The sequence below is a fragment of the Promicromonospora noduliphila genome, assembly GCF_056951025.1.
In genome coordinates this window covers 1,676,407-1,701,883 of the sequence record NZ_CM167806.1, presented here as the reverse complement: position 1 = coordinate 1,701,883, position 25,477 = coordinate 1,676,407, and the positions used below count along the sequence as shown (strand labels likewise).

General features: G+C 71.3%; 24 protein-coding genes and 1 other RNA gene. 5 read left to right on the top strand and 20 right to left on the bottom strand.

Going from position 1 to position 25,477, the window contains the following annotated elements; translation table 11 throughout:
• Positions 1-7: 7 nt before the first annotated feature.
• From AC0QU1_RS07385 to AC0QU1_RS07335, 11 genes are all read right to left on the bottom strand, one after another.
• The gene (locus AC0QU1_RS07385) at positions 8-3,286 is read right to left on the bottom strand and encodes an ATP-binding protein (RefSeq protein ID WP_483575559.1); all 3,279 of its coding nucleotides are present in this window, start codon (positions 3,284-3,286) and stop codon (positions 8-10) included.
• On the bottom strand, positions 3,283-3,942 hold the full coding sequence (locus AC0QU1_RS07380) for a hypothetical protein (RefSeq protein WP_483575557.1): 660 nt from the start codon (positions 3,940-3,942) through the stop codon (positions 3,283-3,285). The genes AC0QU1_RS07385 and AC0QU1_RS07380 overlap by 4 nt, the downstream gene beginning before the upstream one ends.
• Positions 3,943-4,101: 159 nt before the next feature.
• Positions 4,102-4,470, bottom strand: a transfer-messenger RNA (tmRNA) gene (gene ssrA / locus AC0QU1_RS07375).
• A 139-nt stretch (positions 4,471-4,609) separates the two neighbouring features.
• Entirely contained in the window at positions 4,610-5,086 is a 477-nt protein-coding gene (gene smpB / locus AC0QU1_RS07370) for an SsrA-binding protein SmpB (protein WP_483575555.1), read from the bottom strand.
• Between the two features lie 213 nt (positions 5,087-5,299).
• Positions 5,300-6,229: a GNAT family N-acetyltransferase gene (locus AC0QU1_RS07365; RefSeq protein WP_483575553.1), complete on the bottom strand. Its 930-nt coding sequence runs from the start codon at positions 6,227-6,229 to the stop codon at positions 5,300-5,302.
• Positions 6,230-6,293: 64 nt separating this feature from the next.
• Positions 6,294-7,664: a peptidoglycan DD-metalloendopeptidase family protein gene (locus tag AC0QU1_RS07360; protein WP_483575552.1), complete on the bottom strand. Its 1,371-nt coding sequence runs from the start codon at positions 7,662-7,664 to the stop codon at positions 6,294-6,296.
• On the bottom strand, positions 7,664-8,575 hold the full coding sequence (ftsX, locus tag AC0QU1_RS07355) for a permease-like cell division protein FtsX (protein ID WP_483575550.1): 912 nt from the start codon (positions 8,573-8,575) through the stop codon (positions 7,664-7,666). Before ftsX ends, AC0QU1_RS07360 begins: the two co-directional genes overlap by 1 nt.
• A 2-nt stretch (positions 8,576-8,577) precedes the next feature.
• Positions 8,578-9,354 (bottom strand): cell division ATP-binding protein FtsE, encoded by a 777-nt coding sequence (gene ftsE / locus AC0QU1_RS07350; protein ID WP_483575549.1) that lies wholly within the window; start codon positions 9,352-9,354, stop codon positions 8,578-8,580.
• Positions 9,355-9,496: 142 nt separating this feature from the next.
• Positions 9,497-10,606 (bottom strand): peptide chain release factor 2, encoded by a 1,110-nt coding sequence (gene prfB / locus AC0QU1_RS07345; protein WP_483575547.1) that lies wholly within the window; start codon positions 10,604-10,606, stop codon positions 9,497-9,499.
• A gap of 47 nt (positions 10,607-10,653) precedes the next feature.
• On the bottom strand, positions 10,654-11,073 hold the full coding sequence (locus tag AC0QU1_RS07340; protein WP_483575545.1) for an ankyrin repeat domain-containing protein: 420 nt from the start codon (positions 11,071-11,073) through the stop codon (positions 10,654-10,656).
• Between the two features lie 20 nt (positions 11,074-11,093).
• Entirely contained in the window at positions 11,094-11,564 is a 471-nt protein-coding gene (locus AC0QU1_RS07335) for a hypothetical protein (protein ID WP_483575544.1), read from the bottom strand.
• 216 nt (positions 11,565-11,780) lie between these two features.
• On the opposite strand from AC0QU1_RS07335, the gene AC0QU1_RS07330 reads away from it, so the two are divergent.
• Together AC0QU1_RS07330 and AC0QU1_RS07325 are read left to right on the top strand one after the other, a co-directional pair.
• On the top strand, positions 11,781-13,094 hold the full coding sequence (locus AC0QU1_RS07330) for an endo-1,4-beta-xylanase (protein WP_483575543.1): 1,314 nt from the start codon (positions 11,781-11,783) through the stop codon (positions 13,092-13,094).
• 53 nt (positions 13,095-13,147) lie between these two features.
• Positions 13,148-14,626 (top strand): non-reducing end alpha-L-arabinofuranosidase family hydrolase, encoded by a 1,479-nt coding sequence (locus AC0QU1_RS07325; protein ID WP_483575541.1) that lies wholly within the window; start codon positions 13,148-13,150, stop codon positions 14,624-14,626.
• A 58-nt stretch (positions 14,627-14,684) separates the two neighbouring features.
• On the opposite strand, the gene AC0QU1_RS07320 is transcribed toward AC0QU1_RS07325, so the two are convergent.
• The 6 genes from AC0QU1_RS07320 to AC0QU1_RS07295 are packed head-to-tail and all read right to left on the bottom strand — an operon-like array spanning position 14,685 to position 18,865.
• Positions 14,685-15,125 carry a pilus assembly protein gene (locus tag AC0QU1_RS07320; protein WP_483575539.1) on the bottom strand — a complete coding sequence of 147 codons (441 nt, stop codon included), beginning with the start codon at positions 15,123-15,125 and terminating at the stop codon, positions 14,685-14,687.
• Complete coding sequence (locus AC0QU1_RS07315) at positions 15,122-15,574, bottom strand: TadE/TadG family type IV pilus assembly protein (RefSeq protein WP_483575537.1); 453 nt, start codon at positions 15,572-15,574, stop codon at positions 15,122-15,124. Before AC0QU1_RS07315 ends, AC0QU1_RS07320 begins: the two co-directional genes overlap by 4 nt.
• Positions 15,571-15,747 (bottom strand): hypothetical protein, encoded by a 177-nt coding sequence (locus AC0QU1_RS07310; protein ID WP_483575535.1) that lies wholly within the window; start codon positions 15,745-15,747, stop codon positions 15,571-15,573. Before AC0QU1_RS07310 ends, AC0QU1_RS07315 begins: the two co-directional genes overlap by 4 nt.
• Before the next feature lie 39 nt (positions 15,748-15,786).
• Positions 15,787-16,704: a type II secretion system F family protein gene (locus tag AC0QU1_RS07305; protein WP_483575533.1), complete on the bottom strand. Its 918-nt coding sequence runs from the start codon at positions 16,702-16,704 to the stop codon at positions 15,787-15,789.
• The gene (locus tag AC0QU1_RS07300; RefSeq protein ID WP_483575532.1) at positions 16,701-17,558 is read right to left on the bottom strand and encodes a type II secretion system F family protein; all 858 of its coding nucleotides are present in this window, start codon (positions 17,556-17,558) and stop codon (positions 16,701-16,703) included. Before AC0QU1_RS07300 ends, AC0QU1_RS07305 begins: the two co-directional genes overlap by 4 nt.
• Positions 17,558-18,865, bottom strand: a complete 1,308-nt coding sequence (locus AC0QU1_RS07295) for a TadA family conjugal transfer-associated ATPase (RefSeq protein WP_483575530.1) — start codon at positions 18,863-18,865, stop codon at positions 17,558-17,560. The genes AC0QU1_RS07300 and AC0QU1_RS07295 overlap by 1 nt, the downstream gene beginning before the upstream one ends.
• A gap of 180 nt (positions 18,866-19,045) precedes the next feature.
• On the opposite strand from AC0QU1_RS07295, the gene AC0QU1_RS07290 reads away from it, so the two are divergent.
• Positions 19,046-20,332, top strand: a complete 1,287-nt coding sequence (locus AC0QU1_RS07290; RefSeq protein WP_483575528.1) for an aminotransferase class I/II-fold pyridoxal phosphate-dependent enzyme — start codon at positions 19,046-19,048, stop codon at positions 20,330-20,332.
• A gap of 85 nt (positions 20,333-20,417) precedes the next feature.
• Here the strand turns inward: AC0QU1_RS07290 and AC0QU1_RS07285 are convergent, their stop codons facing one another.
• Positions 20,418-21,035: a LysE/ArgO family amino acid transporter gene (locus AC0QU1_RS07285; RefSeq protein ID WP_483575526.1), complete on the bottom strand. Its 618-nt coding sequence runs from the start codon at positions 21,033-21,035 to the stop codon at positions 20,418-20,420.
• A gap of 90 nt (positions 21,036-21,125) precedes the next feature.
• Between AC0QU1_RS07285 and AC0QU1_RS07280 the strand changes: the two genes are divergently transcribed.
• Together AC0QU1_RS07280 and AC0QU1_RS07275 are read left to right on the top strand one after the other, a co-directional pair.
• Positions 21,126-22,031, top strand: a complete 906-nt coding sequence (locus AC0QU1_RS07280; RefSeq protein ID WP_483575524.1) for a LysR family transcriptional regulator ArgP — start codon at positions 21,126-21,128, stop codon at positions 22,029-22,031.
• Between the two features lie 95 nt (positions 22,032-22,126).
• Complete coding sequence (locus AC0QU1_RS07275) at positions 22,127-22,732, top strand: LysE/ArgO family amino acid transporter (protein WP_483575522.1); 606 nt, start codon at positions 22,127-22,129, stop codon at positions 22,730-22,732.
• A 17-nt stretch (positions 22,733-22,749) separates the two neighbouring features.
• Here the strand turns inward: AC0QU1_RS07275 and AC0QU1_RS07270 are convergent, their stop codons facing one another.
• On the bottom strand, positions 22,750-24,039 hold the full coding sequence (locus AC0QU1_RS07270; RefSeq protein ID WP_483575520.1) for an LCP family protein: 1,290 nt from the start codon (positions 24,037-24,039) through the stop codon (positions 22,750-22,752).
• 191 nt (positions 24,040-24,230) lie between these two features.
• Complete coding sequence (locus tag AC0QU1_RS07265; RefSeq protein WP_483575518.1) at positions 24,231-25,439, bottom strand: LCP family protein; 1,209 nt, start codon at positions 25,437-25,439, stop codon at positions 24,231-24,233.
• Between the last annotated feature and the right edge of the window lie 38 nt (positions 25,440-25,477).

Genomic DNA, 25,477 nt, shown 5'->3' with positions numbered 1-25,477 from the left:
GCGGGCGTCACGCCTGCCGAGCGCGGGCGATGACTTCCTCGACGGTCAGCGGGCTCGGCGGGTGGTAGCTCAGGCAGATCGGGGTGCGGACCTTCTGGAAGGCCAGGCCCTCGGCGACGGCGTAGAACTGCCCGGCGCCCAGCCGGGAGATGTCGGGCACCGCGCTGGACTTCGCGGCCGCCATCTCCCTGGCGGCGGCGATCTGCGGCGGGCTGTTGAGAAACCCGAAGAACTGCGTGGCGGCGTTGCCGGAGATCCGGTTGTGGATGCCGCGCGGCGCCTGGGTGGCGAACACCAGGCCGAGCCCGTACTTGCGGGCCTGCGAGGCCAGCGCGAGGGTGCTGTGCGTACTGGCGGTCAGCGAACCGGACGGAGCGATGGTCTGCGCCTCGTCCATGACCAGCAGCCCGCCGAGTGGCCGGTCGCCCGCGGGGTGGCGCTTGATCCACGCGAACAGAGCCATCTGGAGCTGGTTGACGAAGCCCTGCCGCTGCTCCTCGGTGGGCAGGCCGATCAGGCTGATCACCGAGATCCGGGCGCGCTTGCCGGCCGCCGGGGTGAGCAGCACGCCGGGATCCACCGGCTCACCGACGCCGCCGAACAATGGGTCGTTGATCATGGCTGCCCGCAGGGTCTGCGCCATGTCCGCGGCCATCTCGCGCGCCCTGGCCAGCGGGGCCACGCCGTCAGGCAGGTCACCGAGGAGATCCAGGAAGTCGCTGAGGTCCCCGCCGGTCTCGCGCGCGAAGTACTGCAGCGCCTGGTTGAGGACGGCGCGGGACTGCTCGGCCTTCGCGGTCCCGCCGTCGGCCCGGGCCCGTGGTGCGAGCGCGGCGACGGCCGTGTCGATGGCCTGGCGGAACTCGTCCGGGTCGTCGGCGACCGCGGCGAAGTCAGGCAGTGGGCGGAAGGTCAGCGGCCGGCCCGATTCCCGGCGGGGCGTCCAGACCACGACATCGGTGTTGCTCAGGTAGTCGTCGGCGCGCGCGGCGTCGTCGGGCCCCCAGGCATCCGGGGCCTGGGGCCACGGGTCGCCGAGCCGCGCCAGGTCGTTGTTGGGGTCGAGCACGATCGCGGACACGCCGCGCAGCGCGCACTCCTCGACCAGCCGGCGGATCAGCACCGTCTTCCCCGATCCGGACCCGGCGAAGATCGCCGTGTGCTTCCGCAGCGACTCCAGGGCGATCGTCACCGGCGCACCGGTGTCGATCCTCTCGCCCACCTGCAGCGTCGTCGCCGGGTCCGCCGTCGCCTGGCCCGGAGCCGCCACGACCGGGTCGGTGGCATCGGAGTTGGATATCGGCGACGGCGCATCGGCCGAGGGCGGTATCGGGGCCGGTTCCGGTTCGGGACGTGGCGGTTCCATGTCGGCGCGCGGGTCACCGAACACCGCACGCAGGAGCGCGGTGCGGCCGGCGGGACGGCGACTGAGCAACCACGCTTCGAACCGGGCTGATGGCTGGGAGCCGGCGAGCCGCTCCAAGGCCGCGAACGTGCGGAGTTCGGTCTCCAGCGTTTCCCTGGGCAAGTCGATCACGGCCCCGCCGACCGCCTTGAACTCCTGGACCTTCTGGCGCGTCCGAGTCCTCTGGTGGTCCGGCCACTCACCGGTGCGGAGCAAGAAGGCCTTGCGCTTCTGTACCACCGGGTCCAGCCCCGTGGCGCTCAGGAACCGGTCAATCCGACTGATGACCGCCTTCCCGTTCGACGATCCGATCGCCCGGAACGACCAATAGATCTTGTCCTCGGTGTCTTCGTCCAGGATCTCATGCAGTTCGGCATGCAGGGTCGGATTCCCGGGAGCCATCGTCGCCGGAGCCAGCATGTACCGGGAGCGTGCGGCGCCCTGTTCGGCAGCCCACCATGTCAGAGCGGAACGCAGGAGGGCCGGCATGTATTGATCTTCCTGGCGCGGGTCCAGCGCCCTGGCACTGTCCGCGATCACACCCGCGTCGTTCACCAGTGCGGCCAACCGCCCGTCGATCTCGGTGAACGCACCCTCGTCCGCCGACAACAGCGCAGGTCCCGACCGCAACGCTGGTATGTCAGCGCTGCTCGGCTCAGCGAGACTGGTCAGTTCGGTGACCTCGTTCGCGTCCAGGCACGCTCGGAGGTGGGTATCGATCCGGCGGATGAGGTTGCGAGCGGTGAACAGGTCCGCGTCGGCGAACGCCTCGGACCGTACCGGCCACGTCGGGTAGGGCGGGGTGAAGCCGATCGGGCCGAACTTGAGCGCGAACCGCCTTGCGATGAGCGTCCGCCCGATCTCCGCCGACGGAAGGGTATCCAACTGCTCGGCGCGGCGGAACCGTTGCTCGACGGAGCCCGGCGCATGCCTCCGGATTCCGTCCCAGACCGAATCCATGCAGGCAACCAGAACCACGGACCGACGCGTGGCCTCGCGCAGCTCCATGAGCCCGCTGCCAACCTGTTCGAACGCCTCCTTCCGGAGCGACCTCATCGAATCGGGTTCGGCTTCACGGTCCCCGGACGGCGGCTCGAACCCAGCACTGTCAGTCGCCCGATCCGTCTGCTGGATCAGCGTGTCAATCTGATCAAGTGCGATCACGCTCGGCCCGGTGAGCGCGATCAGCTTGAAGAGTTCACTGACGGTTTCGTGCGCGGACTTCGATGCGGGGCGGATTCCCCATTCAGCCCGCTCGCCAACCACCAACTCGTCGTCGGACGCCAGATAGGCACGGGCGACCTCCTTGATCGCAACCGAACCGTCGGCCAGCAACAATGCCAAGGCTCGCAGAGTGTGCCCGCATTCGAAGGCAAGCTGCTGGTCGAAGTGGTCGAGCGCCTCGACGATCCCGTCCAGCCCGGACCGGGTCAGCTTGTCGAGTCCCACAAGTTGCCGGTGGAGCGGATCGGGAAGATCGAGCACCCGAGACAATCCCAACCGCAACGTCTCCCGCTGCGTGCGTCCACCCCGGACGGGCTGAAGCAAGCAATTGAGCACATCATCTACCATTTTCCGCCAGAACACCCGCTCGTGGCGCAGATCAAGCAGAAAGAAGTAGCCGCCCGCCGCGATGACCTGCGAACGCACGGTCGCGACGAGATGAGTCTTGCCCGAACCAGGCTGTCCGACGACGGCCACACCCAGCGGACTCCCGGCGGCGCTGGCCTTGGCCTCGTGGAAACCGTCCATCACGGTGCGTAGCGCCTGAGCGTTGAGGCCGGCGATGTGCGGCTTTGGGTCCTCCCACACGCTCTCCCTGCTGAGCGCCCAGGTGACCCTGGTCAGTTCGGTCAAGGCATTGCGTTCGATCTCCTTCATGGCCGCCCGATGGACATCAGGTGGACGTCCGCGCCACCCATGCGCAGCGCGGCTGCTCTGTCCGCTGACGTCAGCGTCTTCTGGTTGAACTCGGGATTGAGCCGCACCTGCGGTTCCCGGACCATCCGCAACAATGCGGCGTCCAGGTCACCACGCGGTACATCGGCGACGGCGTTCCGCAGCCGCGTGAGGCTCACCCAGGCCCCGGGCTCGGCAGCCAGCTCGGCATACGCCGCACGGATCCGATCCGCGACGTCGACGGCAGCCAGGACCGGCCCGCTATCCGGCACGACCGGCTCGTCATCCAGGACAAAGATGTCCGCGACCCGCAGATCCCTCCGTGCCATGAAGGCCGCGAACCGCCGGGTCAGCGCGTACTGCAGCCGCGTGGCTTTCGCTGCACGCGGCGGAGTAGGGCTGCCCAGCTCGTCCTCACAGCGCCGCCACCCCTCGTCCGTGAGCTCGTGCGTCCATGTCCGGTACCGGCCCGTCCGCCATGCCTTGATGTAACCCAGCTCGACCAGGCGCTCCCGCTCCCTCTTCTCGATCGTGATGCCCAGTTCGTCGACAAGCTCGGGGTTGGACACCTCTCGAGTCAGCGTCATCAGCGCGAGGAGCGCCGACCGTTCCTGCAGCTTCAGCTCAGGGTCCGACATGTCGCAAACGTACCTGGATTCCGACATGAGAGGGAGCGTTATCCGTGCAACCTCACCCACGCAGGGAGCAGAGTCACCCGGACGGGGTGCTGCGGCCCATAAGACATGACAAGGGCGAGGCGCCCCCGGCCTCAGCCGGGCGCACCTCGCCCTTCACACAGGTGGAGCTGCGGGGAATCGAACCCCGGTCCGGTGGCGCTTTTCCAGGACTTCTCCGGGCGCAGTCTGCTATGGATTTTCTCGGCCCCCGTGCTCGCGCAGACACGTTCACGGACAGGCCCAGTCACCTGAGTGTTCCCGCAGCCCCGATGACGAGGGCTACGAGCAGTGGCTTCCTAGATGACGCCGGCTGCTGGGACGGAAGCGGATCCCAGGCCGACGGAGTTCGGGCTCGCTCAGGCGGCGAGGGCGAACTCGTTGCGCGAGTTATCGGCAACTATGTGTTGACAGGCATCGTTTACGAGATAAGCCTGCATCCTCGGCCCGCTTCTCCTCGAAGCACGACCACCGTCGAAACCGATCAGCCCCTATGGTGTTGTCAACTGCCCCGTACGAGCTACACCCGTCCGGAACACGTACAGTCTAGTTGATCAACGCCCTGGCGGGAACGTTATTCCGGTAACAGTCAGCCCGTCCGACGCCGGCGGCGCCGACGCCGAGCCCGCCGTCAGCCCAGCATCTCCCGATGCCGCATCGCCCGCTGCGCCTCGCGCATGTCCTGCTGCTCACGCAGGGCCTGGCGCTTGTCGTACTCCTTCTTGCCGCGCGCGAGCGCGATCTCGACCTTGGCGCGCCCGTCCAGGAAGTACAGCGACAGCGGGACGAGGGTGTGCCCCTTCTCCCGCGACTTCGACTCCAGCCGGAGGATCTCCTCGCGGTGCAGCAGCAGCTTGCGCCGGCGTCGGGGCGCGTGGTTGTTCCACGTGCCCTGGAAGTACGCGGGGATGTGCACGTTCTCGAGCCACGCCTCGCCGCGGTCGATGCTGGCGTAGCCGTCCGTGAGGGACGCCCGCCCCATCCGCAGCGCCTTGACCTCCGTACCCGACAGCACGAGCCCGGCCTCGAAGACGTCCTCGATCACGTAGTCGTGACGCGCCTTCTTGTTGTTCGCCACGATCTTGCGCGGGTCGTCCTTCTTGGCCATGGTCTCCCTCCGGGGATCTGCTGGTCTTGCCCACCCCGTGCGGGCAGCGCGACGTCCCAGTTTACGCGTCGGACCCGGGCGGACCAGGCTATTACCGCCCGGTTCGCCACGAGCCGGATCCGCCGAGCGTAGACCCGCACCACGGCAGACGCCGTCCGACCGCGGGAGCCGGCACGGCCGCGGGAGCCGGCACGGCCGCGGGCGAGAGGCCGGCTATACGAGGGACAGGCCGAACTCGCGGCGGTTGACGAAGTTGTCGAAGCCGTTCGCGGCAAAGGCGCGGGCGATGCCGGTGTTCGCGGCATCGCAGTCGCCGACGACGGAGGTGGCGCCGGCCGCGGCGAGCACGGCGACGCCGCGCGCGACGGCGGCGGTGGCGTAGCCGCGGCGGCGGTGTTCGGGGACCACGCCGACGTGCCCGATGACGGCCGCGCTGGGATTGCGTGCCGGCATGCTGACGACGGCGGGGCTGTCGTCGGGGGCGAAGCCGATCTCGTACCACTCCGCACGGTGGTCGAACTTCGCCATCAGGTCGAAGATCCATTCGCCGGCGCCCCGCGCGCCGTACCTGGCGACGCCGTCGGCGAGGTCGGTGTCGGCGGTGCCCTCCATCGTGCGGCCCAGCACGTCAACGAAGGTCTCGCGGCCGATCTCCGGGAGGGGCCGGAAGGTCAGCCGGTCGTCCTGCGGGACCACCGGCGAACCCGTGGTCCACCGCCAGCGCATCCCGTCCCGCAGGAGCCGGAAGCCGGCGGCGCGCAGTGCCGCCTCCTGCTCGGCCGGGTGGTACTGGAACCGCGGTGCGCTCGGCGGCGTGTCCAGCGCGTACTCGAGCTCGGTGGCGCCCAGCTCACGGGCCTTCGCGGCCACCAGCCCGAGCACCTCCGGCCCGGCGGCCGGCTCGTCCCAGGGCGTCTCGAGCAGCGCGATCGACGCCGGTACGCCCGCGCCGGGCAGGGCGTAGAGCGCGGCCCGGCCGATCTGCCTGCCGCCGTCCTCCGCGACGAAGCACCACTCGGGCCGGAAGCTGCCGGCGTCGAGCTGGCTGTCCACGTACGCCCGCAGGCTGGCGGCCTTCTCCCCGGTCTCGCCCTGGCTGAGCAGGTCTTTCTCGTCCGAGCTGATGCTGCGCAGGGTGGTCAAGGAGGCTCCTCTTCGGCGGGGACGGCTCAGCGAAGCAGGGCCGTCCCCGCCGAGTCAAGTGCCCTCACAGCCACGTCATCGGGTCGACGGTCGAGCCGTCGACGTACACCTCGAAGTGCAGGTGGCAGGCCGTGGACGTCCCTGTGGTACCGGAGTAGCCGATCACCTGCCCGCGCGAGACCTGCTGCCCGGACGAGACGGCGAACGACGTGAGGTGGTTCGCGCTGGTCATCACGCTGCTGCCGCTCGCGGAGTAGCCGTGGTCGATCAGCACCTGGTTACCCAGGCCCTCCAGGTAGCGCGCGTACAGCACGGTGCCGTCCGCCGGGGCCAGGATCGGCGTGCCGCAGTACGCCCGGAAGTCGGTGCCAGCGTGCAGGCGGTAGTACTGCAGCACCGGGTGGAACCGCATGCCGTACGAGGAGGTGACCACGGGGTTCGCCGTCGGATAGCTGAGGAAGGACAGGCTCTCGGGACCGCCGCCGTCCGAGGACCCGCCATCCGAGGACGACCCGCCGCCGGAGGCGGCCTCCTCCTTCGCCTGCTGCCTGGCCAGCCGCTCGTCCCGCTCGCGCTGCTTGCGGATGATCTCCTTGAGGTCCGCCTCGATGGAGCTCAGCTCCTGCTCGTTGTCCCGCATGTTCTGCAGCGCGACGTCCTTGCGCTGCTCGATGCGGGCCTTGAGGCGCTCCTGCTCCGCGATCAGGCGCTCGATCTCGGCCTTGCGCTGCGCCGCCGCCTGCCTGGCCTGCTCCTTCGACCGCACGTTCTCGTCGGCCAGGCGCTTGAGCTCCGTGACCACCTCGCGGATCGCGGACAGCCGCGCCTGGAGGTTGCGCGCCGTCGCCTCGGCGTCCTGCAGCTCGGCGAGCGTGCGCGCCCGGATCCGGGCGGCGGACGACGACACGGAGTACCCGTCGATGAACTCCTCGGTGCTCTGGGCGCCGGTCACGAGGCCGATGGTCGAGGCGTTGCCCGCACCGCGGAACTCCTCGCGGGCCATCTGCGCGATGTCCTCGCGCGCGCCGTCCACCTTGCCCGCACCGTCCTGGAGCTGCTGGGAGACCTGGGCCTCCTCGAGCTGCGCGTCGGCGAGCCGCTGGGCCAGGATCGCCGCCTCCCGCTCGGCCCGCTCCAGCTCGGCCTCGGCGACGGCGAGCTCGGCCTCCGCGACCGGCAGGCGGCCCTCCACCTGGTTCAGCTCCAGGACGGCGTCGGCGAGCTGGGTGTCGGTGTGCTCCAGCTCCGCCTCCAGGCTCTCGCGCTCGCGCTCCTTCGCGTCCTGCTGCCGCTCGGCGGCGGCACGGCGGTCGTCGAGGTCGTCCGCCTGGACGGCCGTCGCACCGCTGAGCAGCAGCACGACGGCGAACGCGGCCGCGAACGCGCGACGCCCGCGGTGGCGACGACGGGCCGGAGAGCTTCGGACGGTGGACATCAGATCCTCGTGTACCGGTTCAGGGTGAAGAAGGACGAGACGGCGGCCAGGGCGACGGCCATGACCACGAGCAGCGGGGCAACGCGGAGCACGTCGACCTCCGACACGTAGGCCACCCAGTCGACCGACCGTTCGAGCCAGTCGCTGACCATGAACCGCACGGCGAGCCACAGCCCGCCGCCGGCGAGCAGCGAGCCCAGCACGGCCGCCAGGGCGCCCTCCAGCAGGAAGGGGAGCTGGATGAACAGGTTGGACGCGCCCACCAGGCGCATGATCTCGGTCTCCTTGCGCCGCGAGACGGCGCTCAGCCGGATCGTCGTGGTGATCAGCAGCACGGCGGCGAGCAGCATGACGCCGGCCAGCCCCGCCGCCAGCAGCGTGGCGACGTTGAGCGTGCGGAACAGCGGCTCGAAGACGGCCCGCTGGTCCTCGACGATCTCCACGCCGTCGCGTCCGGACAGCACGTCGCTCACGACGGCGAACTGCTCGGCGTCGGCCAGCTTGAGGCGCAGCGAGGCCTGCATGTCCTCGGCGGTGAGCTGCGTGCCCTGGTAGCCGTCCGGGTAGCGCTCGCTGAACGCGTCGAAGGCGTCGTTCTTCGACTCGAAGTAGACCTTGCTGACCTCGTCCGACAGCTCGGTGTCGATGACCTGCCGCAGCTTGTCGATCTGCTCGTCGGTGGCCTCGCCCGCCGCGCAGGTGGGCACCTTGGATCCCTGGGGGCACAGGAACACGGACACCTCGACGAGGTCGTACCAGTCGTCCTTGAGCTTGCCGATCTGCGCCTGCAGCAGCGCGGCCGAGCCCACGAACGTGAGCGACACGAACGTCACGAGCACCACGGCGACGACCATGGTGGTGTTGCGGCGCAGGCCGGAGAAGACCTCGCCGAGCACGAACTGGAGGCGCACGGTCAGGACCCCCGCACCGTCTGCGCCGGGGCGCGCGTGCCGCTGCCCGGGGCGTCGAGCACCGGCGACGCGCCGACGTCGGGCAGGATCGCCTCGCGCTCGCCGTAGCCGCCGCGCGCCTCGTCGCGCACGACGACGCCGTCGGACAGCTCGACGACGCGGCGGCGCATCTCGTTGACGATCTCGTCGTCGTGCGTGGCCATGACCACGGTGGTGCCGGTGCGGTTGATGCGGTCCAGCAGGCGCATGATGCCGAGCGAGGTGGTGGGGTCGAGGTTGCCCGTCGGCTCGTCGGCCAGGAGGATCTGCGGCCGGTTCACGATGGCGCGCGCGATGGCGGCGCGCTGCTGCTCGCCGCCCGAGAGCTCGGTGGGCATCCGCTTGCCCTTGCCGGCCAGGCCCACCATGTCCAGCACCTCCGGCACGGTGTCGCGGATGACGTGCCGCGGCTTGCCGATCACCTGCAGCGCGAACGCCACGTTCTCGTACACCGTCTTGTTCTGCAGCAGCCGGAAGTCCTGGAACACCACACCGAGCTGCCGGCGCAGCGTGGGCACGCGCCACCCCGAGAGGTTCGCGACGTCCCGGCCGGCCACGTAGACGCGGCCGCGCGTGGGCCGCTGCTCGCGCAGCACGAGCGACAGGAAGGTCGACTTGCCCGAGCCCGAGGCCCCCACCAGGAACACGAACTCGCCACGCTCGACGTCCACGGAGACCTGGTCGAGGGCAGGCCGTGCGCCGCGCGCGTAGACCTTCGACACGTTCTCGAACCTGATCACGAGCCCGACCCTAGGTGGGACATCGGGTGGCGTGTCGCGCAGACACGCCGAGGGCACTCACCCGGTCACGCGTTGCCGCACGGCAATTCCGGGCATACCTGCACGCATGTCGTATTTCGCGCGGCGGACGCCGGAGGCCCGCTCAGCTCGCCGACGCACCCCGGCGCCAGCGGATGCCGGCCTCGATGAAGTCGTCGATCGCGCCGTCGAACACCGCCTGCGGGTTGCCCGACTCGTGCTCCGTGCGCAGGTCCTTGACCATCTGGTACGGCTGCAGCACGTAGGACCGCATCTGGTCGCCCCAGCTCGCCTTGATGTCGCCCGCCATCTCCTTCTTCTTGGCGGCCTCCTCCGCCTGGCGCAGCAGGAGCAGGCGCGACTGGAGCACGCGGTAGGCGGCGGCGCGGTTCTGGATCTGCGACTTCTCGTTCTGCATCGACACGACCACGCCCGTGGGGATGTGCGTCATGCGCACGGCGGAGTCCGTGGTGTTCACGGACTGACCGCCCGGGCCCGACGACCGGTACACGTCGATCTTGAGCTCCGACTCCGGGATGTCGATGTGGTCGGTCTGCTCGATGAGCGGGATCACCTCGACCGCCGCGAACGACGTCTGCCTGCGGCCCTGGTTGTCGAACGGCGAGATGCGCACCAGGCGGTGCGTGCCCGCCTCGACGGACAGGTTGCCGAACGCGTAGGGCACGTTCACCTCGAAGGTCGCGGACTTGAGGCCCGCCTCCTCGGCGTAGGACGTGTCGCCGACCTTGGTCGGGTAGCCGTGCCGCTCGGCCCAGCGCAGGTACATGCGCATCAGCATCTCGGCGAAGTCGGCGGCGTCGACGCCGCCCGCACCCGCGCGGATCGTCACGACGGCCTCGCGTGCGTCGTACTCTCCGTTCAGCAGCGTGCGTACCTCGAGGGCGGCGAGATCCTTGCGGATCTTCTCGACCTCCTCCTCGGCCTCGGCGAGCGAGTCGGCGTCGTCCATCTCCTGGCCCAGCTCGACGAGGGTCTCGACGTCGTCGATGCGGGCCGCGAGCTTCTCGACGCGGCTCAGCTCGGCCTGGGCGGCCGACAGTGCGGAGGTGACCTTCTGGCCCTGCTCCGGGTCGTCCCACAGGTTGGGCGCCGACGCCTGCTCCGACAGCTCGGCGATCTTCGCCTCCAGCGCTGTGGGGTCGCTCACGGCCTCGATCGACTCGAGGGTGGTGCGAAGCGCCTTGATCTCTGCGGGGAAGTCGTTGGTTGCCACGATGTTCTAGGTTACCCGCGCATTCCGGTGTCCGACGCCGCAGCCGGTCAGGCGCCCGCCGCGCCCGTCCCAGGCTCCGGGAGCTCGCGGCCGAACATCTCCGCCGTCGCGCGGGCGCTCGGGTCACCCGCGTCGACGTCGGCGCCGTGCTCGATCAGCACCCGGATCACGCCGGCCTCGTTCTTGAAGACCGCCCCCGCGAGCGGCGCCTGGTTCCTGCTGTTCAGCCGGTTCACGTCCGCTCCGCGCTCGGCGAGGCCTGCCGTGAGGTCCGCGTGCCCGTGGTAGGCGGCGAGCATCAGAAGCGTGTTGCCCGACTCGTCGGCCATGTCCACCGGCAGGCCCGCGTCCACCAGGTCCAGCAGCACGTCGCCGCCCTCCCGGGCGAGGTCGAACACCTGCTGCGGCTCGAGCCGCACACCGGTCTGGTCGTTCGGGCCCTGCTCGTTCACGTGCGACTCGCTCATGGGCCCAACCTAGCGCCGCCTCACCACGCTCGTGCGGTCGACGACGCCCGCACCGCGATCCCGCCGCCGAACGCGTCGGTGAACCAGCGCAGCAGCGGCGGCCGGGACACGCCCGTCAGCGCCACCCTGGCCGAACGCCCGTCCGGCGACGACGCCTCGGTCACCACGACCGGCACGCTCGGCGGGTGCTCGGCCAGGTACCGCTCGACGGCGGCGCGCACGTCGGCGTCGGACAGGGTGAGCGGGGCGCCCTCGGCGGGCGCGCCGGCGCCGGTGTAGAAGGCGTCGGGGGACATCGCGTCGGCGGCGTCGGCGGCCGCGAGGTCGGCGACGTCGTAGACCTCCTTGCGGTCCAGGTGGACCGCGCTCGCGGAGGCGACGACGGCGACGAGCAGCAGCGCGAACGCGACGAACGCTGAGGTCAGCAGCATGATGCGGCCGCTCTCCCCGGCATCGTGCCCGGGCGCGTCGGCCTGGTCCGCAGGGCGCATCCGCTCATTGTGTCGTGGGCCCGGGCAGCCCGCTCGGGCGACCGGTGATGAGCCGGCCCGGCTCGACCGACAGCCGCCGGACGGATCTCAACGTTTCGATCCGCACGACGGCAGAAAACGTTTAGCGAGAACCCTTGACAGCCGCTGTACGGCATCGAAATCCTTTTCCACATCGACGGGCCAACGACGGCACGTCCAGCAGTGAAGGGATCGACGATGACCCGAACGCGCACCTCGTCACAGCCCCACCGCAGGTTGCGAGCCATCTCGCTCGCGACGCTCACCGCCGTGGTCCTCACGGCCGGCGTTGCGGCCACCTCCGCACAGGCCGCCGGCAGTACGCTGCAGGCCGCCGCCGCGGAGTCGGGCCGGTACTTCGGCACCGCGATCGCGGCGCAGAAGCTCTCCGACACGGCGTACACGACCATCGCGAACCGCGAGTTCAACATGATCACCGCCGAGAACGAGATGAAGATCGACGCGACCGAGCCGAACCAGAACCAGTTCAACTACACGAACGGCGACCGCATCGTGAACTGGGCACGCAGCAACGGCAAGCAGGTCCGCGGCCACACGCTGGCCTGGCACTCGCAGCAGCCGGGCTGGATGCAGAACCTGAGCGGCACGGCCCTGCGCAACGCGATGCTCAACCACATCACCCAGGTCGCCACCCACTACCGCGGCCAGATCCACTCGTGGGACGTGGTGAACGAGGCGTTCCAGGACGGCTCCTCGGGCGCTCGTCGCGACTCCAACCTGCAGCGCACCGGGAACGACTGGATCGAGGCGGCGTTCCGCGCCGCCCGGGCCGCCGACCCGAACGCCAAGCTCTGCTACAACGACTACAACACCGACGACTGGACGCACGCGAAGACGCAGGCCGTGTACAACCTGGTCCGCGACTTCAAGGCCCGCGGCGTGCCGATCGACTGCGTGGGCCTGCAGTCCCACTTCAACCCGCAGAGCCCCGTGCCGAGCAACTACCAGACCACGCTGTCGAGCTTCGCGGCGCTGGGCGTCGACGTCCAGATCACCGAGCTCGACATCGAGGGCTCCGGTACCGCGCAGGCCGACAACTACCGCAGGGTGGTCCAGGCCTGCATGGCCGTGTCCCGCTGCACCGGCATCTCCGTGTGGGGTGTCCGTGACACCGACTCGTGGCGTGCCGGCGGCACCCCGCTCCTGTTCGACGGCAACGGCAACAAGAAGCCCGCCTACACCGCCGTGCTCGACACGCTGAACGGCGGCTCCAGCAACCCGCAGCCGGGTAGCTGCACGGTCAGCGTCACGAGGTCCACCGAGTGGGGCGACCGGTTCAACGTCTCGTTCGCCGTCTCCGGCAGCTCGACCTGGCGCGTCTCCATCCGGCTGCAGGGCGCGCAGAGCCTGCAGAACTCGTGGAACGCCACGGTCTCCGGCACGTCCGGCACGCTCACGGCGACCCCGAACGGGTCGGGCAACAACTTCGGGATCACCGTCTACAAGAACGGCACGACGACTACCCCGACCGCGACCTGCTCGGTGTCGTGATCAGGGCTGCAACGGCGCAGCAACGGACAGTCCGGACGGAACAGGAGCGCAGCATGAACAGACGCAGGTACACCATCATCCAGGCGCTGGGGGTCGCGGCGGCCCTGGCGCTGGCCTCGGTCGTGGTGGCGACACCACAGATCCACGCCGCACCGGCCGCGGCGGCGAGCGCCAACCTCTTGACGAACGCCGACCTGGAGAACGGCACGACCGGCTGGTCCGCCTTCGGTGCCGGGTCGCTGACCTCTGTCACGAGCCCGGTCCACGGCGGCAGCCGTGCCCTCCTGCGGACGGGTCGCACCGCCGCGTGGAACGGCCCCGCCCAGACCGTGACCTCCGCGCTGACGAACAACACCAGCTATACGGCGAGCGTGTGGGTGCGGTCGCAGAGCGGGACCCCGACGGGCCGCGTCACGCTGGCGGTGACCGCCGGCGGCACGACGAACTACATCAACCTGGCGCAGGGGGCCGTGAACTCCTCCGGCTGGACGCAGCTCACCGGCACGGCGACGGCGTCCTGGTCCGGCACGCTGTCGTCCGCCACGTTCTACGTCGAGACGGCGGCGGGCACCGACGGTCTCTACATCGACGACGCCTCCCTCGTGAGCAACTCGACGGCGGCCTGCGACCTACCGTCGACCTACCGCTGGTCGTCCACCGGCGTGCTGGCGAACCCGAGGTCCGGCTGGGTCTCGCTCAAGGACTTCACCGTGGCCCCGTACAACGGTCAGCAGCTCGTCTACGCGACGACCCACGACTTCGGCACGTCCTGGGGCTCGATGAACTTCAGCCTCTTCTCCGATTATTCGCAGATGGGGAGCGCCACGCAGAACGCGATGTCGTCCTCGACGGTCGCCCCGTCGCTCTTCTACTTCGCGCCGCGCAACATCTGGGTGCTCACCTACCAGTGGGGCCCGTCGCCGTTCATGTACCGGACCTCCAGCGACCCGACCAACCCGAACGGCTGGTCGGCCGCAAGCCCGCTGTTCACCGGGTCGATCTCCGACTCCGGCACCGGCCCCATCGACCAGACGATCATCGGTGACGGCCAGAACATGTACCTGTTCTTCGCCGGGGACAACGGCCGCATCTACCGGGCCAGCATGCCGATCGGGAACTTCCCGGGGAACTTCGGCAGCTCCTACCAGACCATCATGACCGACTCGAGGAACAACCTGTTCGAGGCTCCGCAGGTGTACAAGCTCAAGGACCAGAACAAGTACCTCATGATCGTGGAGGCGATCGGCGCCAACGGGCGGTACTTCCGCTCGTTCACGGCGACCAGCCTCTCCGGTTCGTGGACGCCGGAGGCGGCGACGGAGAGCAACCCGTTCGCCGGCAAGGCCAACAGCGGCGCCACCTGGACCAACGACATCAGCCACGGTGAGCTCCTCCGCACCAGCGCTGATCAGACCATGACGATCGATCCCTGCAACCTGCGGTTCCTGTACCAGGGCCGCTCCCCCAGCTCGGACGGCACGGACTACGGCCTGCTGCCGTACCGACCGGGCCTGCTCACCCTCCAGCGATAGGCCCGGACGCGTCCGGACGCCGTGCACCCGCCTCGGGTGGGCGGCGTCCGGGCGCACCTCACGGCCGGGCCTCGGCGTACTCGTCCACCGTTCCGGTGCGGGCCGCTTCGACGGGGACGGCCAGCGGCACCCAGCCGCGTACGGCGTCGGGCACCAGGGGCAGCGGCACCTCGACCCGCACGACGGCGCCCACGGAGCCGCCCGGCGTCAGGCACGGGTCGGCGGAGCACTCCAGGGTGAGATCGGCGGCGGCGCGCGCGAAGCCCTGGTCGGCGAGGGCTATTCCGACGGCGGCGTCGGCGCGGGCCGCACCGGCCGCCGCCGACTCGGCGGTGACCATGGCGCGCACCGCCTCCCGTGCCGCGCCCTCGGCGGCAAAGGCGCCGGCCTGCACGCGCCCCAGCGTCACCACGAGGTAGACGAGCGGGACCAGCAGGATCAGCGCGACGCCGAGGAATTCGACCATGGCGGAGCCGCGCTCCCGGTCCTCGACGCTCATCGCTCCACCAGCGCATGGCCGCGCACGATGAGCGTCCCGCTCGGTCCCAGCAGACCGACCACGGGTAGCGGCGTCCGCACGGTCACCTCGGTCACGGGCACGCCGTCGAGCATCGTCCAGCCCGCGGTGACGTCGCGGGCGTAGTCGCCGGTCAGGGCGCCGGACAGGAGCGCACGGGTGCGGGCGACGCCGTCGGCCGGGGTGCGGTCGGCGCGGGCTGCGACGCGGGCGCCCTCAGCCGCCGCGTCGGTCGCGAGGGACCGCACGTGGACGGCGAGCGCCACCTGGACCACGCCGAGCAGCAGCGCGAGGACCAGCACGGACACCAGGAGGAACTCGACGGCGGCGGAGCCGCGGTCCGCCGGGCCGCGCCCCGCCCGGTCGAGCGCCGTCCGCGAGCGCCGGGACTGGCACGGACGCGGGCGCGGATCCGGTCGCGCGAGGCTCACCCCTGACCCGTGACGCTGCTGATCGCCTGGCGGAAGGCGTCCTCCAGCAGCGGGCCTGCCACCGCCCAGAGTGCCACCACGAGGCCGGCGGTCATCAGCGTGACCAAGACCCAGCCCGGCACGTCACCCCGCTCATGGTCGAGCCCACGGTCCAGCTCACGTCCGTCGCGCATCGTGCTTCCTTTCGTCGGGACCCGTTCGGGGGGGTCCGGTCAGAGCCCGATCCGCAGGGTGGCCAGGCTGGGGAAAACTGCGAAGACGACGGTCACCGGCAGCACCAGGAACACCACGGGGACCATCATCAGGACCTCCTTGCGGCCGCCGACCTCCAGGAGCGACCGCCGCCCGGCCTCGCGCACGTCGTGCGCCTGCGCGCGGAGCACGTCGGCCAGGGGCGTGCCCCGCTCCAGCGCGATCACGATGCCCTCGGCGAACCGCGACAGCGGCGGCAGCCCGGACCTGTCCGCGAGCGCCGTGAGGGCGGCGGTCACGGGCGCGCCGGCCCGTACCTCTGCGACCATGCGCCGGATCTCGGCGGCCAGCTCGCCGCGCGCCGTCGACGCCACGCGTTCGAGGGCGGCGGGCGGGCTCTCCCCCGCGGCCACGGCCAGGGCGAGCAGCTCGGCGACGGTCGGCAGCTCGGCGAGCAGCCGCTCCTCGCGCCGCCGGACGCGCAGGGTGAGGGCCTGGTCGCACGCCACGTAACCGCACCCACCCGCGACGACGACCAGGGCGGCCAGCGGTACGACCGCGGCGCCGCGGGTCGCCGCCAGCAGCAGCGCGAGCGCGAGGCCGACCGCCAGTCCCGCGACGGTCCACACGACCTGCCGGGCCCTGAAGTGGTCCACGGACTCGGCGGACCCGGCGCGGTCGAGGCGCCTGCGCACCTCCTCGCGCGGTGAGCCGAACCGCTCGAGGCGCGCGCCGACGTCGCGCAGGCCGAGGAGGCGGACGACGGCCGAGGTGCGGCTGACCTCGCGCAGGAGCGTCGAGGTGGCCGAGCGCGGGCGCAGGTAGGGCGCGAGCCGCTCGTCGAGGGTCACGGCGCGCGCCCGGAGGCGGGACAGCACGATCAGGACGCCCAGCGCGAGGCCGAGGCCCGCGAGCGCGCCCGCCGCCCAGCCCGTCATCGCAGCACCCTGCGCTCGGCGGGCAGGCGCCCGATCCGCAGCATCACCTGGTAGGCGATCAGGGCGCACAGCCCGCCGGTGACCAGCACCGCCACCCCGGCGGGTGAGTCGTAGGCCCGTGCCGTCTCCGGCCGTGTGGAAAGCAGCGCGAGCACCACCCACGGCCCGGCGACGGCGACGCGGGCGCCGTTGACGGTCCAGCTCTGCCGCGCCTCGAGCTCGCCGCGGGTCGCCGCGTCCTCACGCAGGAACCCGCTGAGCGTGCGCAGGAGCCGCCCGAGGTCCTGGCCGCCGACCTCCCGGGTCAGGCGCAGGGCCTCGACGATGCGGTCGGCCACCGGGTCGGCGAGGCGCTCCTTGAGCGCGTCGAGCGCGTCCCCGAACCGGCCGCCGGCCCGGTAGTCGTGGGCGAAGCGGCCGAACGGCTCGCGCAGCTCGACCGGGCCGCGCTGCCCGAGCTGGGCCACCGCCTCGGGCAGCGACAGCCCGGCCCGGACCCCCGAGGCGAGGTGGTCCACGACCTCGGGCCAGACGTCCCGCAGCGCCCGACGGCGACGGCGTGCCCGCGCGCGGACCAGCGCTACCGGGCCGGGCGCCGCCAGGACCGCGAAGCACCCGGCGATGACGGGCGAGCGGGTCAGGGCGAACGCCGCCAGCAGGGTCACGAGGCCGAGCGCGACGCAGGACCACACGAGCATCGCCGGGGTGACGGACGGCGCCCCGGCCTGGGTCAGCAGGTCGCGGGTCCGCAGCTGCCAGGTCACCCGACCCGCCGGACGCGGTGTCGGGGTCCAGAACGACCACCACACGCAGAACGCCCCTGCGCCCAGGAGGAGGCCGACGACCACGCCCATCAGCGCACCGCCCAGGGTCCGACGCCGGTGCTCGCCGCCGGGCGCGCGGCGGCCGGCGCGACGCGTGGGTCGGCGAGCAGCGCCCGCACGTCGAACCCCGCCCGCTCGAACCGGTCCTCGCCGGGCGGCATCCCGTCGCCGCGCCGCAGGTCGCCGTCGGCGTCCCGGTCGAAGATCCCCGCCGTCTCGATGCGGCCCTCCTCGATCCGGCCCGTCACGGCGACGATCTCCCGCACCTGGCGCCGGACGACGCCGTCCGGCGCCCGGTGCAGGCCGAGGTGCACGACAAGGTCCACGGCCGACGCAACGGTGGGCACCACGAACCGGTCGGACACGTTCTCCCCCGCGAGCAGCGGAAGCGTCGTCATCTTGCCCACCGCCTCGCGGGCGGTGTTGGCGTGCAGCGTGCACATGCCCGGTATGCCGCTGTTCAGGGCGATGAGCAGGTCGAACGCCTCCGCCTCCCGGACCTCGCCGATCACCAGCCGGTCGGGGCGCATCCGCAGGGCCTCCTTGACCAGACGCCGCAGCGCCACCTCGCCGGTGCCCTCGAGGCTGGCGGGGCGGGTCTGCAGCGCCACGTGGTCGCGCACCGGGAGGCGCAGCTCCCACACCTCCTCGGCCGAGATGACGCGCTCGGACCCGGGGATCGAGCCGGCCAAGGCATTGAGCATCGTGGTCTTTCCGGCCTGGGTCTGGCCCGACACCAGGACGTTCAGCCCGGCCCGCACCGCGGCGTCGAGAAACGTCGCTGCCTGGGCGGTCAGCGAACCGAGCCGCACCATGTCCGCCAGCGAGCGCGCCCGCACCACGTGCTTGCGGATGTTCACGGCCATCTCGGCGCCGGTGAGCTCTGGGAGCACCACGTGCAGCCGCTCCCCGCCCGGCAGGCGGGCGTCGACGAACGGGCTGCTCAGGTCGAGGCGGCGCCCGGACGTCTTGAGCATCCGCTCCACGAGGTCGCGCACCTGCTCGGTGGTCAGGACCGTGCTGGTCAGCTCGGACACCCCGCGCCGCGCGACGTACACGTGGGTCGGGGCGTTCAGCCAGACCTCCTCGATCTCCGGGTCGTCGAGGTAGGGCTGCAGCGGACCGAACCCGCCGACGGCGTCGGTCACGGCCTGTGCAGCAGCCTCCGGATCGGCGAGCGGCGGCACCACTCCGACGCTCGCCCGCGTCGTGTAGTCGCCCACCGCGTCCGTGACCAGGCTCGACAACCCCGCCCGGTCACCGATCGGGTCGAGCCCCCTGCGCCGCACCAGCTCGCGTACCTCGTTCTCGAGGATCCGCGCCCCCTCTTCACCCATGGCCAGCACGCTAGAGCCAAACGTTCATCTCCGCAGACCGCCCCTGTGGATAACTTTCCCCAAGACCCGGAGTTATCCACCGTATCCACAGCCTTGTCCACAAAGGTGCAGGTAAAGCGGGTTGTCTGGGATGCCGAGACATGAACTCACGGTGGACAGGCGGTGGATATCGTCGGCCCCATGAACACCGACCATTCATCTGGCCAGGGCTCGCCCGCGCGGGCGAGCGACGGCTCGTCCGCGCGGGCCGGCGACCGCTGGCAGGACACCGCGCGCGCCGCCGGACTCCTGGCCGACGACGGCAGCGTCGCCGTCACGATCTTCGCCGAGATGTCGGCGCTGGCCGTCCGCACCGGCGCGATCAACCTCGGCCAGGGCTTCCCCGACGTCGACGGGCCCGAGTACGTCAAGCGGGCCGCCGTCCGGGCGATCGAGGAGGGGCGCAACCAGTACGCGCCCGGCGACGGCGTGCCGGAGCTGCGCCGCGCCGTCGCCGAGCACCAGAAGCGGCACTACGGGCTCGACGTCGACCCCGACACCGAGGTGCTGGTGACCACCGGCGCCACCGAGGCGCTCACCGCCTCGATCCTCGCGCTGACCCGGCCGGGCGACGAGGTGCTCACGCTCGAACCCTTCTACGACTCGCACGCCGCCGCGATCGGCATGTCCGGCGCCACGCACGTCACGGCCCCGTTGCTCCCCGGGCCGGACGGCTTCCGGCTCGACGTCGAGGCGCTCCACGCGGCCGCCTCGCCGAGCCTGCGGATGATCGTGCTGAACTCCCCGCACAACCCGACGGGCACCGTGCTCACGCGGGACGAGCTGGCCGCCGTCGCCGCCGTCGCGCGGGAACGGGACGCGATAGTCGTGACCGACGAGGTCTACGAGCACCTCACGTTCGGCGCGGAGCACATCCCGATCGCGACCTTGCCGGGGATGGCCGAACGGACGCTGACCATCTCGTCGTCGGGCAAGACGTTCTCGTTCACCGGCTGGAAGGTAGGCTGGCTGCACGGGCCGTCGCACCTGGTCACGGCCGTGCGCACGGTCAAGCAGTTCCTCACCTACACGTCGGGTGCGCCGTTCCAGCCCGCCATAGCGCAGGCCCTGGCCGACGACGACACCCCGCGCGCGCTGGCCGCCTCCCTCGCCGCCCGCAGGGACCTCCTGTGCGCCGGCCTGGAGGCCGCCGGCTTCACCGTCACGCGGCCGGCCGGCACGTACTTCGTGATGGCCGACGCCGCAGACCTGCTGGGCCCGCTCCGCCTGCGGGACGGCGTAGACCTGTGCCGGCGGCTGCCGGAGCTCGCGGGTGTCGTGGCCATCCCGGCGACGGCGTTCTGCCGACCGGGCTCCCCGACCGCGAAGGCTCTCGCGTCGCACGTGAGATTTACCTTCGTGAAGCGAGACGAGGTGCTGCGCGAGGCCGCGACCCGCCTGGCCGGGCTGGTGGTCCCGCCGGCCTAGCCCGGGCCGGTCCCGCCAACGTGGCCGGGCCGACAATTCGGCACACCCGAACACCGTGAGCGCCTGGTTCGGCGTCGCCGAACAGCTACCCCGCGAGCAGCGAGACCGCGACGGCCAGCATGATGAGCGCGATCACGCCGTCGAGCACACGCCACGCGACCGGACGCTGCAGCACCGGCGCGAGCAGCCGCGCGCCGTAGCCGAGCCCGGCGAACCAGGCGACGCTGGACACCATCGCGCCCACGCTGAACCACCACCGGGCGTCGCCGTAGGTGGCGGCGACCGAGCCCTGCAGCACCACCGTGTCCAGGTAGACGTGCGGGTTCAGCCAGGTCAGCGCCAGCGCGGTGAGGACAACGGGCCTGAGGCGCCGGCCGGGCTTGTCGCCCAGCGCGCCGTCCTCGGCGGCGGCGAGCGAGGTGTCGCCCTTGACCGCCCGCCAGGCGGCCATGGCCCCGTACCCGAGCACGACGGCGGCGCCCAGCCAGCGCACCACCACGACGGCGTCGGGCCACCGCTCGACGAGCGGCCCGAACCCGGCGGCACCCGCCGCATAGAGCGCGACGTCCGAGGCCGCGCAGATCGCCGCGACGACGCCCACGTGCTCGCGGCGCAGCCCCTGGCGCAGCACGAACGCGTTCTGGGCTCCGATGGCGACGATGAGCGAGAAGCCGAAGCCGAGTCCGGCGAGCAGGGTGAACATGACCTCACGCTAGGCAGCCCGATCCCCTGAAGACCAGTTCAAGTTTCTGAGGGTGCATAAGCAGATCTGAAGATGGGCCACACTGGGACCATGCGATGGGACTCCCGCCAGCTCGAAGCGCTGGCCGCCGTGGTCGCCGAGGGTTCGTTCGACGCGGCGGCCCGCGCCCTGCACGTCACGCCGTCGGCCGTGAGCCAGCGCATCCGCGCGCTCGAAAACACGGCGGGGAGCGTGCTCGTGCGGCGCGCCCGGCCGGTGGTCGCGACGGCGTCGGGCCAGGCCCTGCTGCGGCTCGCCCGGCAGACCGAGCTGCTCGGCGCCGAGGTGGCGGCGGAGCTCGGCGCCGACGACGCCGGGAACCGCGCCGACGGCCCTGACGGTTTCGTGACCGTGCCCCTCGCGGTGAGCGCCGACTCGCTGGCCACCTGGGTGATGCCCGCCCTCGCGCAGGTGGACGGCGTCACCTTCGACCTGCACCGCGCCGACGACAGCCGCACCGCCGACCTGCTGCGCGAGGGCGTGGTCATGGCGGCGGTGACCTCGCAGACGGCCCAGGTGCAGGGCTGCCGCAGCACGCCGCTCGGGATCATGCGCTACCGGCCGGCCGCCACCCGCGCCTTCGCGGAGCGCTGGTTCCCCCACGGTCCGACGCCGGAGGCGCTCGGCTCCGCGCCCGTCGTCGTCTTCGACCGGACCGACGACCTGCAGGACACCTACCTGCGCGAGCACGCGCCGGGTGCCACGCCGCCACGGCACCACGTGCCGAGCACCGTCGAGTACGAGGAGACCATCCGGCTCGGCCTGGGCTGGGGGATGCTGCTGGACCGGCCCTCCATCGGCGGGCTCCTGGACCGGGACGCCATCACGACCCTGGAGCCCGACGCCGTCCTCGACATCCCGCTGTACCTCCAGCAGTGGAAGCTGCGCTCCGCCGTGCTGGACCGGGTCACCGCCGCCCTGCGAAAAGAAGCGACACGCAAGCTGCTCCGGCCGTGAAATCTGGACGTACTGCATTATTGACCCGGTTTCCGGCGTTCCGCACTTCCGAATCATGAACCGACAGCCGCTGTCCGACTTCCTACGGTTCAGGCATGCTTTCAGCCCTCGCCGGGATGGCCTTCGGCCTCTCGCTCATCGTCGCCGTCGGGGCACAGAACATCTTCGTCCTGCGTCAGGGGCTGCGCCGGGAGCATGTGGGCCTCGTGGCGGGCATCTGCGCGGCCAGCGACTTCGTGCTCATCTCGGCCGGGGTGGGCGGGCTGGGCAGCCTGATCCAGAGCGCGCCGTTCGTGGTCGGGTTCGCCCGCTGGGCGGGCGCCGTGGTCGTGCTGGTCTACGGCGGCATGGCGGCCCGCCGCGCGTGGAAGGGCCAGCAGGTGGTCATGGGGCGGCACAGCATGACCACGCGGACGGTGGGCGCCGCCGTCGCCACCACCCTTGCCCTGACCTGGCTGAACCCCCACGTCTACCTCGACACCGTGGTGCTCGTGGGCGGCCTCGCCGCCACGCACGGCGACGACCGCTGGTGGTTCGGGCTGGGCGCCTGCCTCGCCAGCACGGCGTGGTTCGTCGCGCTCGGCTACGGGGCGCGCTACCTCGCGCCGATCCTGGAGAAGCCCGGGGCCTGGCGCGTCCTGGACAGCGTCGTCGCGGTGACCATGGTGGTCGTGGCGGCATCGCTCGTCCTCGGCGCCTGACGCGGCCGAGCACCTCGTCAGGCGCAGACTCCGTCCAGCAGCACCTCCGGACTCGGGCTGGGCTTGGGGGACGCCGGCTGCTCCGCCGTGCCGGTGTCGGCCTGGTCGGTCTCCCCCTCGGCCGGCTCGCCGGATCCGGCGGTGTCGCCGGTGTCCGTCTCGGTCTCCGCGCCCTCCCCGGTCCCGGCGTCCGCGCCGCCCCCGGAGCCCGCTCCGCCGCTCGGGCTGGGCGAGCCGGACGGCTCGGCGTCGGGCAGCACGACCTCGTCCGGCGGCACGTCGGCGGCCATGCGCTCGAAGATCTCGGTGGCCTCAGGGGCCCAGCCCAGGCCACCGACGCCGCCCTCCTCCGTGTCGTACACCGGGATCTTCGTCATGATGATGTTGCGCTTCTCGATCTCCCGCAGCGACCAGGCGAGGCCGGCGACCTTGCCCGGATCGGCGATGTCGGGGTCGGCGCTCAGCGAGCCGAGGGCCGCGTTGATCAGGCGGAACGTCTTGGTCGGGTCGGCGAGCGTCTCGGCGGACAGGATCTGCCGCAGCGTCGCGTTGATGAACGCCTGCTGGCGCTCGATCCGGGTGAGGTCGCTGCCGAGCTCCAGGCCCATGCCGGTGCCCTTGCGCACGCGGAGGAACTGGATGGCCGTCTCGCCGTCGAGCCGGTTCTCACCCGCCGGCAGGTCGATGCGCGCCGACCGCGGGTCGCCGTGCAACGGCTCGGGCAGGCACATCTTCACGCCGCCGATGGCGTCGACCACGTCGATCACGCCGTTCATCTTGACCACCGCGTGGTTGGTCACGGTGACACCCGTCATCGCGTTGACCGTGTTGATCGTGCAGGCGGCGGCATGCTTGAGCGACGTGTCGCCGCTGCCCACCTCGAACGACGCGTTGAACTTGTCGCGGTACGGCAGGGACTCGCTGCCGTCCGGGAGCTGGCAGGACGGGATGTCCACGAAGGTGTCGCGTGGCAACGACACGATCTCTATCCACTCCCGGTCCGCCGAGATGTGCACCAGCATCGTCGTGTCCGACCGCATGCCGCTGACCTCGCCGCCGATCTTGGCGTTCGACCCGTCCCGGATGTCCGTGCCCATGAGGAGCAGGTTGACCGGCGTGCCCTTGAACGGGTCGGACGGGTCCTTCGGCTCGACCTGCTCCGTCACCAGGCCGTCCAGGTCCTGGATCTCGATCTGCGAGATCGCGTTGTGATACGCCGTCGCGACCGCCGCCGACCCGAACGCCAGCACGCCCACCACGCCCATCGTGGCCCCGCGGAAGACGACCATCTTGCGCCAACTGCGCACATGGCGAGGCTGGCGCTCGCCGGTCCGGGCATGGCGGGGCACCCCTGGAATTATCTCCCCAAGAGGTCGCACTGCTGTCCAGAAGTCACTTGCCACGCATCGGAGAGTAGGGCCTCAGTGCAACAATCGTGTAAAAAAGCCCGTCCGTTCCCAGCCGGCATCCAGCCAGTATCACCCGTCCGCGCCGTGGTTCAGTCCGCGCAGACCCCCGGCAGCAGCGAGGCCGAGGGCGACGGGCTGGGCTCGCCGGACGGCGTCGCCCCGGTCTTCTCGCCGGACGGCGTCGTCCCTCCCCCTGAGCTCCCGCCGCCCGTTCCCGCGCTCGTCGAGGGCGACGGCGTCTCGTGCCCCGGCGGCGGCTCGTCGGCGGCGATGCGCTCCCAGATCGCCGCGGCCTCCTCGGTCCAGACCACACGGTTGGGATCGGTCGGCGCCGCCACCACGGGCAGCTCGGTGAACACGATCTCGGCCGGGTCGATGTCCCGGATGCTGTAGGCGAGGCCAGCAAGCGCCGCCGGGTCCGCCAGGCCGGGGTCGGCGGAGATGGCGCGCAGCACCGCCTGAATCGTGCGGTACAGCCGGGGCGAGTCCGTCACGATGTTCTGGTTCAGCACCTGGCGCACCAGCGCGTCGACGAACGCCTGCTGGCGCTCGATCCGGCTGAGGTCGCTGCCCTGCTCGAGGCCGAGGCCCGTACCGTGCCGTGCGCGGAGGTAGCCGATCGCCTGGAGCCCGTCGAGGGTCTGCTCGCCGGCGGGCAGCTCGAAGCGTCCGTAGGCGGGGTCCTGGACCAGTGGCTCGGGCAGGCACATGCGCACCCCGCCGAGCGCGTCGACGACGTCGACCACGCCGTCCATCTTGACGACCATGTGGTTGGTGACGGGGATGCCGGTCAGGGTCTGCACCGTGGAGATCGTGCAGGCGGCGGCGTGCGTGAGGTCTTCCTCCGCGCCGCCGCCGATCGTGAACGCGCTGTTGAACATCCCGTAGGTGGCGGCAGACTCGGTGCCGTCGGGCAGCTTGCACGACGGGATGTCGACGAGCGAGTCACGCGGGATGGAGACCACCTCGATGCGGGACCGGTCGTGGGAGATGTGCACCAGCATCGTGGTGTCCGACCGCATCCCGCCGTCGCCGGCGCCCGCGATCTCGGTGTTCTCGCCGCCGCGCAGGTCGGTGCCCATGACCAGGAGGTTGAGGCTGCGGCCGGTGAACGGGTCGTCTGGGTCCGGCGTCGGCCCCTCGACCAGGCCCGACACGTCGCTGACGCCGATCTGCTGCTTCAGGTCGAGGTAGGCGACGGCGCCACCGACGGCCAGGAAGGCGAGCACGCCCACGACAAACAGCGCCGCGCCGCGCGCGAAGCGGTGACTGGGCTGGATACCTAGATGCCGGGGCACCCACGGAGCATAAGCAGGTACCCCGGCACCAGGCCTGT

Excerpts from the sequence above, each read along its gene's own strand:
- AC0QU1_RS07385 (WP_483575559.1), bottom strand. The coding sequence starts at position 3,286 with ATGAAGGAGATCGAACGCAATGCCTTGACCGAACTGACCAGGGTCACC.
- AC0QU1_RS07380 (WP_483575557.1), bottom strand. The coding sequence starts at position 3,942 with ATGTCGGACCCTGAGCTGAAGCTGCAGGAACGGTCGGCGCTCCTCGCG.
- smpB (WP_483575555.1), bottom strand. The coding sequence starts at position 5,086 with ATGGCCAAGAAGGACGACCCGCGCAAGATCGTGGCGAACAACAAGAAG.
- AC0QU1_RS07360 (WP_483575552.1), bottom strand. The coding sequence starts at position 7,664 with ATGTCCACCGTCCGAAGCTCTCCGGCCCGTCGTCGCCACCGCGGGCGT.
- AC0QU1_RS07340 (WP_483575545.1), bottom strand. The coding sequence starts at position 11,073 with ATGAGCGAGTCGCACGTGAACGAGCAGGGCCCGAACGACCAGACCGGT.
- AC0QU1_RS07335 (WP_483575544.1), bottom strand. The coding sequence starts at position 11,564 with ATGCGCCCTGCGGACCAGGCCGACGCGCCCGGGCACGATGCCGGGGAG.
- AC0QU1_RS07330 (WP_483575543.1), top strand. The coding sequence starts at position 11,781 with ATGACCCGAACGCGCACCTCGTCACAGCCCCACCGCAGGTTGCGAGCC.
- AC0QU1_RS07325 (WP_483575541.1), top strand. The coding sequence starts at position 13,148 with ATGAACAGACGCAGGTACACCATCATCCAGGCGCTGGGGGTCGCGGCG.
- AC0QU1_RS07320 (WP_483575539.1), bottom strand. The coding sequence starts at position 15,125 with ATGAGCGTCGAGGACCGGGAGCGCGGCTCCGCCATGGTCGAATTCCTC.
- AC0QU1_RS07310 (WP_483575535.1), bottom strand. The coding sequence starts at position 15,747 with ATGCGCGACGGACGTGAGCTGGACCGTGGGCTCGACCATGAGCGGGGT.
- AC0QU1_RS07305 (WP_483575533.1), bottom strand. The coding sequence starts at position 16,704 with ATGACGGGCTGGGCGGCGGGCGCGCTCGCGGGCCTCGGCCTCGCGCTG.
- AC0QU1_RS07300 (WP_483575532.1), bottom strand. The coding sequence starts at position 17,558 with ATGGGCGTGGTCGTCGGCCTCCTCCTGGGCGCAGGGGCGTTCTGCGTG.
- AC0QU1_RS07295 (WP_483575530.1), bottom strand. The coding sequence starts at position 18,865 with ATGGGTGAAGAGGGGGCGCGGATCCTCGAGAACGAGGTACGCGAGCTG.
- AC0QU1_RS07290 (WP_483575528.1), top strand. The coding sequence starts at position 19,046 with ATGAACACCGACCATTCATCTGGCCAGGGCTCGCCCGCGCGGGCGAGC.
- AC0QU1_RS07285 (WP_483575526.1), bottom strand. The coding sequence starts at position 21,035 with ATGTTCACCCTGCTCGCCGGACTCGGCTTCGGCTTCTCGCTCATCGTC.
- AC0QU1_RS07280 (WP_483575524.1), top strand. The coding sequence starts at position 21,126 with ATGCGATGGGACTCCCGCCAGCTCGAAGCGCTGGCCGCCGTGGTCGCC.
- AC0QU1_RS07275 (WP_483575522.1), top strand. The coding sequence starts at position 22,127 with ATGCTTTCAGCCCTCGCCGGGATGGCCTTCGGCCTCTCGCTCATCGTC.